Source organism: Actinoplanes sp. NPDC048791, assembly GCF_040650095.1.
Taxonomy (GTDB): Bacteria; Actinomycetota; Actinomycetes; order Mycobacteriales; family Micromonosporaceae; genus Actinoplanes.
Genome location: NZ_JBEZGQ010000229.1, coordinates 1 through 10,253, shown reverse-complemented (window position 1 = coordinate 10,253; position 10,253 = coordinate 1). Strand labels below are relative to the sequence as shown.

The 10,253-nt window shown below is 72.0% G+C and carries 11 protein-coding genes; 3 read left to right on the top strand and 8 right to left on the bottom strand.

Features of this window, described 5'->3' with window-relative positions; genetic code table 11:
* A partial coding sequence (locus AB0C29_RS18635; RefSeq protein WP_360821665.1) for a dihydrofolate reductase family protein occupies nt 1–249 on the top strand: 249 nt, incomplete at its 5' end.
* On the opposite strand, the gene AB0C29_RS18630 is transcribed toward AB0C29_RS18635, so the two are convergent.
* Both AB0C29_RS18630 and AB0C29_RS18625 read right to left on the bottom strand, forming a co-directional pair.
* Complete coding sequence (locus tag AB0C29_RS18630) at nt 204–1,055, bottom strand: helix-turn-helix domain-containing protein (protein ID WP_360821667.1); 852 nt, start codon at nt 1,053–1,055, stop codon at nt 204–206. The genes AB0C29_RS18635 and AB0C29_RS18630 overlap by 46 nt on opposite strands.
* A gap of 96 nt (nt 1,056–1,151) precedes the next feature.
* Complete coding sequence (locus AB0C29_RS18625; protein WP_360821663.1) at nt 1,152–1,745, bottom strand: hypothetical protein; 594 nt, start codon at nt 1,743–1,745, stop codon at nt 1,152–1,154.
* Nucleotides 1,746–1,862: 117 nt separating this feature from the next.
* Between AB0C29_RS18625 and AB0C29_RS18620 the strand changes: the two genes are divergently transcribed.
* Nucleotides 1,863–2,570, top strand: a complete 708-nt coding sequence (locus AB0C29_RS18620) for a hypothetical protein (RefSeq protein WP_360821661.1) — start codon at nt 1,863–1,865, stop codon at nt 2,568–2,570.
* Nucleotides 2,571–2,595: 25 nt separating this feature from the next.
* Here the strand turns inward: AB0C29_RS18620 and AB0C29_RS18615 are convergent, their stop codons facing one another.
* The 4 genes from AB0C29_RS18615 to AB0C29_RS18600 form a co-directional block, all read right to left on the bottom strand.
* A complete protein-coding gene (locus AB0C29_RS18615) occupies nt 2,596–3,258 on the bottom strand; it encodes a response regulator transcription factor (RefSeq protein WP_360821659.1) in 663 nt (220 codons plus the stop codon).
* Nucleotides 3,255–4,403 (bottom strand): histidine kinase, encoded by a 1,149-nt coding sequence (locus AB0C29_RS18610; protein WP_360821657.1) that lies wholly within the window; start codon nt 4,401–4,403, stop codon nt 3,255–3,257. The genes AB0C29_RS18615 and AB0C29_RS18610 overlap by 4 nt, the downstream gene beginning before the upstream one ends.
* Before the next feature lie 22 nt (nt 4,404–4,425).
* Nucleotides 4,426–6,564 carry an MMPL family transporter gene (locus tag AB0C29_RS18605; protein ID WP_360821655.1) on the bottom strand — a complete coding sequence of 713 codons (2,139 nt, stop codon included), beginning with the start codon at nt 6,562–6,564 and terminating at the stop codon, nt 4,426–4,428.
* Nucleotides 6,565–6,723: 159 nt separating this feature from the next.
* On the bottom strand, nt 6,724–7,059 hold the full coding sequence (locus AB0C29_RS18600) for a metalloregulator ArsR/SmtB family transcription factor (protein ID WP_360821653.1): 336 nt from the start codon (nt 7,057–7,059) through the stop codon (nt 6,724–6,726).
* A 78-nt stretch (nt 7,060–7,137) separates the two neighbouring features.
* Here AB0C29_RS18600 and AB0C29_RS18595 point away from each other — a divergent pair, with 78 nt between their 5' ends.
* Complete coding sequence (locus AB0C29_RS18595) at nt 7,138–8,154, top strand: NADPH:quinone reductase (RefSeq protein WP_360821651.1); 1,017 nt, start codon at nt 7,138–7,140, stop codon at nt 8,152–8,154.
* A 10-nt stretch (nt 8,155–8,164) separates the two neighbouring features.
* Here AB0C29_RS18595 and AB0C29_RS18590 read toward each other — a convergent pair whose 3' ends face one another.
* Nucleotides 8,165–8,818 (bottom strand): response regulator transcription factor, encoded by a 654-nt coding sequence (locus tag AB0C29_RS18590; RefSeq protein ID WP_360821649.1) that lies wholly within the window; start codon nt 8,816–8,818, stop codon nt 8,165–8,167.
* A complete protein-coding gene (locus AB0C29_RS18585; protein ID WP_360821647.1) occupies nt 8,815–9,990 on the bottom strand; it encodes a histidine kinase in 1,176 nt (391 codons plus the stop codon). Before AB0C29_RS18585 ends, AB0C29_RS18590 begins: the two co-directional genes overlap by 4 nt.
* Nucleotides 9,991–10,253: the final 263 nt, after the last annotated feature.

The window sequence follows — 10,253 nt, the reverse complement described above, 5'->3', positions numbered from 1 at the left end:
GCGGCGGGCGACCGCGCGGTGCTGGTCCAGGGGGCGGGCGCGGCGCAGGCCCTGCTCCGGGCGGGCGAGCTCGACGAGCTGGAGATCCATCTCGTGCCGGTGCTGCTGGGGGCGGGCCGCCGGCTGTTCGGCGCCACCGGGCCGGGCCACATCGAGCTGGAACTCGTCCGGCGGCTGGAGGACCGCGACGTGTCACACCTGCGCTACCGGGTGCTGCGAAGGGCGCGCGAACGCAGCAGCGGCTGGTAAGTGGGGGCGTGATTGTGGTTGTCGCCGCAGTTGCGCTCGATGCCCGCCAAGAGGTCGCTGGGCGTCACACCGGTGATGGCGACCGACTCGCGGGTCAGGTGGGCCTGGTCGGCGTACCCGGAGCTGCCGGCCAGCGCGGTCAGCGACCGGCGGCGCTGCGGCCCGGACTGGGCGAGCGCGAGGAAACCCCAGAACCGCAGGGTACGGTGCAGAACCTCGGGCGGGCAGCCGACGGCTGTCAGGAAACGGCGCCGCAGCTGACTGTCCGAGATGTGCAGCTCGGCGGTGAGCGTGCGGACCGCGTTGGCCGGATCGAACACCAGCATCCCGACGGCCGAACGCACCAGCGGATCGGGATCGGTGGCGGCACGGACCCGGCTGAGCACCTCGGCCTCCAGCAGACCGGCCGCCTCCTGGGCGGACGCGGCACCCGCCAGCAGCTCACCGACCCGAAGCGCCGAGCCGCGCCACAGGTCGTCGCATCCGACGGTGAGGTCGACCATGTCACCGGCCGACGTCCGCAGCACGGGGGCCGCGGCGCCGGGCCGGAACCGGACTCCGACCATCACCGTTCCGGGCGCGAGAATCTCGCGCGTCAGACCCAGCTGGACACCGATGACGAAGGGCAACTCGCCCAGAACGCAGACGACCTCAACGCTGCCGTTCGGCACGGCCTGGAACACGTACGGCGGGGAGTCAGGCGCCACCTCCTGGACCCAGACGCAACTGACGTACGGCGCCAGCTCGGCCACGGGTGTCCGCTCCCGGTAACTCTGCCGCCACCGGAACGAGGCGTCTCCGTTCATTCCCGCCACGGCTGAATCGTAGGGCCGTCAACGAAAAACGGATACGCCTGCGGAAGTCGGAGGGCTTCCGCAGGCGTATCCACTATCGGGGACGGGTCAGACGCGGACGCGCAGTGCCTCGAGGCTCAGGGACCGGCCGACGGTGCCGATCTCGACCTGCCCGCTGCGGCGCGAGCACTGCCAGTTCTGCCAGCCGATGTTCTGCACGTGGCCCTGGGCACAGATGCCCGTACGGGTGCTCAGACGCAGCGCCTCGAGGCGCAGGGACTGGCCCTGGGTCCCGACGGTCACCGTGTCGTTGCGACCGGTGCAGCGGGTGCGCTGCCAGCCCTGGTTCTGCACGTGCGCCTGGGCGCACACCCCACCGGTACGGCGGGTCGAGATCGACAGCGCCTCGAGCCGCAGGGACTGGCCCACGGTGCCGGCCAGCGCGGCCCGGCGGTTGCTGGAACAGCGCCAGCCCTGCCAGCCGATGTTCTGGACGTGCGCGTTGATGCACACGGCGTTGCGGTCACGCCGCATGAACATCTTGGCGGCCGGGCTGAGCGCCGGTGCCTTGACGACTGCCGCCGGAGCGGCCGGGCTCACCGGTGCCGCCGAAGCGGAACCGCCGAGGACGGGCAGAGAGATCGCGGAGACGGCCAGGCCGACCATCGCCGCCTTGCGGAGGAAGTTCGGAAACATTGCCATACCGAGAAGAGCCCGGACCCGGCCACTCATGACGCGACCCGGAGGCGATTTGTCGCATTGTCACTCGTGCGGGTTACGACTTGTCGCTCCAACGGGTGGGAGACTCGGCGGGATCTGATGACCGAAGGAGTTCAAGGCGTGGTGACAGGTGACCTCGACGGTCCGGTTCCGGCAGCAGAGGTACGTGGGCAGCGGGTCCTCGACCTCTTGGACAAGGCGATCGGTGCGCAGAGTCCGCTGGTGCGCAAGAACATCGCCCGGGCCCGGCAGCGGAACCCGGAGGCCACACCAGCACAGGTGATTCGCAATCTGGAGCGTATGTACGTCAGCGCTTTGACCGGGACGGGTGCCGCAGTGGGAGGAGCTGCGGCTGCTCCCGGCGTCGGCACGGGAGTCGCGCTGGCGTTGTCGGCAGGCGAGGCACTGTCGTCTCTTGAGATGAGCGCGCTCTTCGCGCTCTCGATCGCCGAAGTCCACGGAGTGCTCATCGACGAGGTCGAACGCCGCCGGACGATCGTCATGGGAATCATGCTCGGCGGGAGCGGCTCGGCCACCATCACCAAGGTCGCCGAGCGTACGGGACAACACTGGGGCCGTCAGGTTGTCGCGAAGGTGCCGGCCGAGACGTTGCGTCAGATCAACAAGGTCCTGGGCAGGCACTTCATCACCAAGTACGGGACCAAGCAGGGAATCATCGTCCTCGGCCGCGTGGCACCGTTCGGTATCGGCGCTGTGATCGGTGGCGGCGCGAACGCTGCCCTTGCCGCTCTGGCCGTACGGGCCGGCCGTCGCGCGTTCGGCCCACCTCCGGAGTCATGGTCGTGACCGGTGGCGCCGCGGCGGCCGGCGCTCACTGCACCCGGACCAGCCCCTGCTGGTAGGCGACGACCACCAGCTGGGCGCGATCACGCGCCCCCACCTTCATCATCGCCCGGTGGATGTGGGTCCGGACCGTCAGCGGGCTCACGACCAGCCGTTCGGCGATCTCCTGGTTGGACAGGCCGTGGGCGGCCAGGGCGGTGATCTCGCGTTCCCGGCCGGTCAGCGTCGCCAGTGAGCCCAGGGTCAGCTCGCCGACGCTGCCGGGACCGGCCAGGAAGCGGTCGATGAGCGTGCGGGTCGCCGCCGGCGAGAGCAGGGCCTCTCCGCCGACCACGGTACGGATGCCGGCGAGCAGCCCCTCCGACGTGACGTCCTTGCCGAGGAACCCGCTGGCCCCGGCCTCGAGCGCGCGGGCCACGTACTCGTCGGTCTCGAACGTCGTGAGGATCAGCACGCGGCTGCCGGCCAGTTCGGGTGTGGCGCAGATGCGTCTGGTCGCGGCCAGCCCGTCGACGACCGGCATCCGGATGTCCATCAGCACCAGGTCCGGCCGGTGCGTTCGGGCGAGTTCGACCGCTTCCTCGCCGTTCGCGGCCTCGGCCACGACCGTCATGTCGTCGCAGGAGTCGATCAGCATGCGGAACGTCGAGCGCAGCAACGCCTGGTCGTCGGCGAGGAGAATCCGGATCATCGGGCTACCCGGTCTTCCTGCCACGGGGCCAGCGGGATCGTGAGCGCGACCGCGTACCGGTCAAGGCCGTCCGGCCCCGCCCGGACCGACCCGCCCACCGCGAGAGCGCGCTCCCGCATGCCGATCAGCCCGTAGCCGCCGGTTCCGGCCGGACCGGGACGGGCCGAGGTGTTCACCACCTGGGCGCGGAACGTGTCGTCGGCGTAGGTCAGGCAGATCTTGACGACCGGGCTGACTGCGTGTCTGGTGACGTTGGTGAGGGCTTCCTGGACGATCCGGAACGCGGTGAGCTCGACCAGCGGCGGTAGGGGCCGCGGCGTCCCCTCGCTGCTGACGCGGACGTCGATCCCGGCCGCCCGGCAGGCCTCGACCAGGTCCGGGAGCTGGTCGAGGCCGGGCGCCGGGGTGGTGCCCGCTGAGGCGTCGTCGCCGGGGTCCCGGAGCAGCCCGACGGTCGCTTTGAGCTCCCGCAGTGCGGCCGACGTGGAGCCACTCAGCCCGGCGAGCAGCTCGCGTGCCTGCTCGGGACGCCTGGTCAGCAGGTGGGCCGCCGTCCCGGCCTGCGCGTTGGCCACGGTCAGGTGGTGCGCGACAACATCGTGCAGGTCACGGGCGATGCGCAGGCGTTCCTCGCTCACCCGGCGGCGTACGTCGTCGTCCCGGCGGCGTTCCGCCTCCTCGGCGCGGGCCTCGACCATCTGCTGGTACGCATGGGTCATCCGGCCGGCGAACACCGCCGGAACCAGCCACAGGGCGACGCCCACGGTCCGCAGGAGCACGGACCCTCCCGTGGGGGTCGCGTCGGTCGTCGTCCCGCCGAGGATCACCGCGCTCACCGCGATCCCGCTCCACCACGCGGCCGGCCTGGGGCCGAGCAGCACCGTCAGGCGGTACAGGCACCCGATCAGCGGGGCCAGCAGCAACGGTGTCGGCAGGTAGCCGGCCGCGCAGGCGGCGGCTTCGCAGCAGATCGCGACGGTGGTCGCCGCTCGGGGCCGGCGGGCGGCCGCGAACAGGGCCGCGCTGGCGACCAGGCTGAGAATCGCACCGGGCAGCAGCTCGTCCGGCCGGAAGATGCCCTCGGTGCTGAGGCTGGCCCCGAGGACGGCGAAGATGAACGCGACCAGCGCGGCGAGCACGTTCATCGGGCCGACACTACCCGGGCGATCAACGCGGGCTCAGCACATGGGCCGGCTCGGGCTCCGGCTGCTCCTCGCTCAGCGACTCGCCTTCCACGTCGACGTGCGGCAGCACCCGGTCGAGCCGGCGCGGCAGCCACCAGGCCCGCTCACCGAGCAGTTGCAGGACGGCCGGCACCAGCGTCAGGCGAACCACGAAGGCATCGAAGAACACCGCGCACGCAAGTCCGAGACCCACCATTTTGATCAGCGGTTCGTCGGCCGCCGCGAACCCGCCGAACACCGCGATCATGATCACCGCGGCCGCGACCACCACCTTCGAGCTCTGCTCGAAGCCGGTGACGATCGCGTCGTGGGCCGGCCGGCCGTGCGCGTGGGCCTCCCGCATCCGCGACACCAGGAAGACCTCGTAGTCCATGGCCAGCCCGAACACGATGCCCACCAGCAGGATCGGCATCAGGCTCATGACCGGCCCGGTCTGCTCGACGCCGAGCACGCCGGCCGCCCAGCCCCACTGGAACACCGCGACGATCACCCCGAGCGCGGCGAACAGCGACAGCAGGAAGCCCAGCGCGGCCTTGACGGGGATCCAGACCGATCGGAACACCACCAGCAGAAGCAGCACGGCAAGACCGATCACGATCGACACGTACGGCACGAGCGCCGACCGCGTCTTGCGCGCCATGTCGATGTCCAGGGCGGTGGCGCCGGTGATCTCGTAGCTCACGGTTGCTGCGGCCTCCACGCCCGGGCGTGCCGCCCGCAGCGTTTCCACCAGGGTCTCGGTGCGTGCGTCGGTCGGGCCGCTCGACGGTACGGCGGTCAGGATCGCCGTGTCGCCCTGCTGGTTGAAGCTCGCCTTCGACACCGACACCACGCCGCTGGTCGTCCTGATGCTGTCCGCCACGGTCGCCACCGCGCCACCCGGATCCGCGGCACCACGCGCGTCGACCACCACCGTCAGCGGACCGTTGAACCCGGGACCGAACGCCGCGGCCCGCAGGTCGTACGCGCGCCGCTGGGTCTCCGTGACCGGCCGCGAGGCATCTCCGGGGGTGCCGAGCTGCAATGACAAGGCGGGAACAGCGATCGCGGTCAGCAGCGCGGCACCGGCCAGCGTGATGAGGAGCGGACGGCGCAGCACCAGCCGCATCCAGGGGCGCGCTATCGAGCGGCGAGCGGGGGTGTGGGCACCGGCACGGCGCTGCGCTCGGGCCAGGACCCGGTTCGGGGCGAAGCCCAGCAACGCCGGGACCAGGGTCAGCGCCACCAGGACGGCCACCACCACCGCGCCCGCCGCGGCCAGACCCATCTTCGCCAGCGACGGGATCCCCACCACCGACAGGCCGGCGAGCGCGATCACCACGGTCAGCCCGGCGAAGGCCACCGCGGAGCCGGCCGTTCCCACCGCGCGACCGGCCGCCTGTTCGGCGTCGTCCCCGGCGTGGCGCTCCTCCCGGTAGCGGGACACCACGAACATCGCGTAGTCGATGCCGACCGCCAGCCCCAGCATCAGAGCGAGCATTCCGCTCGTGATCGCCATCTCCAGCGGGCCGGCCACCGCCCAGACGCCGAGGAACGAGATGGCCACCCCGATGACCGCCGTGAGGAGCGGCAGACCCGCGGCCACCATCGAACCGAACGTCATCAGCAGCACGACCGCGGCGATGGCGACTCCGGCAAGCTCCATGGGACTCATCCGGGTGCCGGTCTTGAGAGCGGAGCCGGACATCTCCGCCGTCAACCCGGCAGCACGCGCTCGCTCCACCGCGTCGGCCAGCGCGGTACGCGACTCCTCGGTCACCTCGGACGACGGCACCCGGTACGACACCGACGCGAACCCGGTGGAACCGTCGGCGCTGATGCTCACGCCGGTCGAGGGCGGTACGACCCGCGCCACCTGAGGACCACCGGAGATGGTCGCCAGCGCCGCGTCGACGGCCTTCGTGTTCGCCGCGGACGTCAACGCCTGGCCGGGTGGAGCAACGAACACGAGGGTCGCCGACGCCCCGTCCGCGGCGGCGCCGGGGAAGCGCTCAGCGATGAGGTCGAACGCCTGCTGGGACTCGATCCCCGGCATCGTCGCCCTGGTGCTGACCGGGCCTTCCGACTTGACGGCGAGCAGCACCGCCCCGCTGAGCGCGAGCAGCCACACCGCGACGACCAACCACCGCCGGCGACAGGAAAAGCGACCAAGACGACTGAGCATGCCTGCCATGGCACGACACTCCACTTCTCTGACGAACGTTGCCCAAAGCCTCTCGGCCGGGCCCCGGTCGCGTCGTCGTGCAGGTGCAGGCTCCGAATACGAAAATCGCAGTACGGCTCAGGCTTCGGCGGGCGTCTCCGGGTCGGGCGGGCGCAGCATCGTCAGCAGCCCGGGGAAGCGTTGCTCCACGTCGTCGTAGCGGAGCGTGACCAGCCGGCGGATGCCGTCGACCCGCGTACGGATCAGGCCGGCGTCGCGCAGCACCTTGATGTGATGCGACAGCGTCGATTTGCCGATCGTGACGCCGGTGTCTCGGAGGACGTCACTGCCGCACGTCCAGTCCCCGGCGGCGTCGAGGGCGCGGACGAACGTGAGCCGTACCGGATCGGCCAGTGCGCTGAGCACCACGTCGATCGTCACGGTCTCGATGGCGGGTTCGATCACCTCGGTCACGGGACGAGCCTAGCCAGATCTTGCGCAAAGTTCGACCGTCGTCGTACTGTTCGATGCAAATCGAACAGAGGGGCAATTTTGAAGGCGATCGTCTACCGCGAGAACGGCAGCCCCGACGTCCTCCAGCTCGTCGAGCGTGACCGGCCGGCGCCCGGGCCCGGCGAGGTCCGCGTCGAGGTGGCCGTTTCCGGGGTCAACCCGACTGACTGGCAGGCCCGCTCCGGCAACGCCCACCGCAAGCTGTTCACCGAGCTGACCCCGCACCTCGACGGTGCCGGTGTGATCGACGCCGTCGGTGACGGAGTGGACCCGGGCCGGATCGGCCGGCGGGTCTGGCTGTTCATGGCCGCGGCGGGCCGGCCCACCGGCACCGCCGCCGAGTTCTCCGTCGTACCCGCCGATCAGGCCGTGCCGCTGCCCGACGCGGTGAGTTTCGACATCGGCGCCTCGCTCGGCGTACCCGCGCTCACCGCACACCGTGCACTCACCGTGGCCGAGGACGGGCCACGCCGCCTGCACCCCGGCGCGCTCGACGGCAAGGTGGTGCTCGCCGCGGGCGGGGCCGGCGCGGTCGGGCACGCGGTGATCCAGCTCGCCCGCTGGGCCGGCGCCACGGTGATCAGCACGGTGAGCGGCCCGGAGAAGGCGAAGCTGGCGACCGCGGCGGGGGCCCACCACACCGTCAATTATCGCGAGGGCGAGCCGGCCGCCGCGATCCGTGCGTTCGCGCCGGACGGCGTCGACATCGTCGCCGAGGTGGCGCTGGGCGCGAACCTGGCTCTGGACCTGGCCGTGCTGCGCACCCGGGGCACGATCGCGACGTACGCCAACGAGGGCGGCCATGCGGTCGAGCTGAACGTGGGGCAGAGCATGGTGCTGAACACGCGCCTGCAGTTCCTGGTGCTCTACACGGCCGGCCCGGAGGCGCGCGCCGCGGCCGTCGAGGACGTCGCCGCCGCGATCCGGGACGGCGCCCTGCCGGTCGGCGAGGAACACGGTTTGCCGCTGCTCCGCTTCCCGCTGCACCGCACCGCCGACGCCCACCGAGCAGTGGAGAACGGCGCGGTCGGCAAGGTTCTGGTGGACCTCAGATAGGTCCATCCCATCAGTGAGCCAGGCCGGCGCGATAGGCATGGACGACGAGCTGGGCGCGATCGCGCGCATTCAGCTTCGTCAGCAGCCGGCTCACGTACGTGCGCACGGTCGCCGGGCTCAGATGCAGAGCCGCCGCGATCTCGTTGTTGGAGAGACCGGCCGCGACCTCGGCCAGCACATCGCGTTCCCGCTCCGTGAGGCCGGCCAGCGCTGATGCGTCCACCGGGCGCGGTCCGGCGCCGATCGCCGCGTCCATCACCCGGCGCGTCACCGCCGGCGACAACAGCGCTTCGCCGGTCGCCACGAGCTTCACCGCGCGGCGCAGCTCCTCCGGTCCGCAGTCCTTCAGCAGGAAGCCGGCCGCACCAGCGCGGATCGCGGCGAAGACGTTCTGGTCGGTGCCGTAGGTGGTGAGCGCGATGACCCGTACGGGGGAGAGGTTTTGATCCTGCACGATCTGCCGGGTCGCCTCGATGCCGTCGCAGACGGGCATCCGGAGGTCCATCAGCACGATGTCCGGCCGGTGCCGGCGGGTGAGCGCGACCGCCGCCACCCCGTCGGCGGCCTCGCCCACCACGGCCAGCGTCGGGTCGCGCTCCAGGAGAGCGCGCAGGCCGGCCCGTACGAGTTCCTGATCGTCGGCGAGCAGCACCCGGACCGTCATGCGGCAGCCTCCGCGGGCAGCATCGCCGCCACGACGAACGTGCCGTCCTCGGCCCGGCCGGCGTGCAGGGTGCCGCCGAGCAGCGAAACACGTTCCCGCATGCCCCGCAGGCCGTGCCCGCCCGACCTCGCCTCGGCCGCGCCCTCGTTGACGATCGTCAGCTCCAGCGATGACGGCCGGTAGCCGATGGTCAGCCGGACCGGATGTCCGGCCGCATGGCGGCGCGCGTTGGTGAGCGCCTCCTGCACGATCCGGTACGCCGTCCGCCCGAGCACCACCGACGGCCCGCCCTCCGGCAGCTCACACGTGTAGTGCACCGTCGTGCCCATCGCCCGGGCGCTGTCGACGAGCTTGGGCAGATCGGCCAGCCCCGGCTGCGGTGGCTCCGGGCGTCCCGCCGCGCCCTCGCGCAGCACCCCGATGACGCCGCGCAGCTCCTCCAGGGCCTCGTGGGCGCTGGCCCTGATCGCGCCCGCCGCGATCGCCACCTCCTCCGGCCGCGCGTCGGTGCGTACCTCCAGGGCCCCGGCGTGCAGGCTGACCAGCGACATCCGGTGGGCCAGCACGTCGTGCATCTCCCGGGCGATGCGGGCCCGCTCGGTCAGCCGGGCCTGGTCCTCCCGCAGGTGCTGCTCGGCCTCGAGCCGGGCGGCGTGCTCCCGCAGCGTCCCGGTCAGCCGCCGGTACGCCCGCACGAACATCCCCCACCCCAGCGCCCCCGCCGTGGTGACCCCGCGGACCAGCAGGTCCACCCACACCGGGAACTCCGGGCTGTCGTGCAGCACGAAGTACACCGGCACCACCGCGACGTACGCGACGCCGAGCGCCAGCGCCACCGGGCCGCGCCGATGGATCGCCACGGTGAACAGCGCGACGATGACGGCGCCGGTCGCCATCACCGACACCGTGCTCACCGGCAGCAGGGCGATCGTCAGGCCCACCGGCCAGCGCCGGCGCAACAGCAGCGCGGCGCAGCACAGCACGCCCAGCGCGACGTCGGCGAGCCACGGCAGCGGCGCACCCTCGCGGGTGGCGTCGCCGAGCGGCACCATCAGCGACCCGTACGCCAGCGCCACGGTCACCGCGACGGTGTCGGCCAGCCTGTCCCGGACCGCCGACCGGCGACCGCCCGCCGGGTCGGGCACGAGCAACGCGAACACCAGGCCGGCCATGTGCCGAGCCTACGATCCGGCGCCCCGCGGGGGCACTGTCCGAAGTCACCGGCACCCCATACCGAAGTATGGGTGCGTACCGGATCCGAGGGCCGATGTGCCGGGCAGCCACCCCGCGCCAGGCTCACGGCCATGGTCAGACGAGCGGGGTGGATCGGGGCGGCGGCCGGCTCCCGGACAGCCGCATCGTCTGCGGACCCGGCGCGCTGCGTGGCGTGCGCGACGATGGCGTCCTTGTCGGCGGGAAAGTCCAGGTCTTCAAG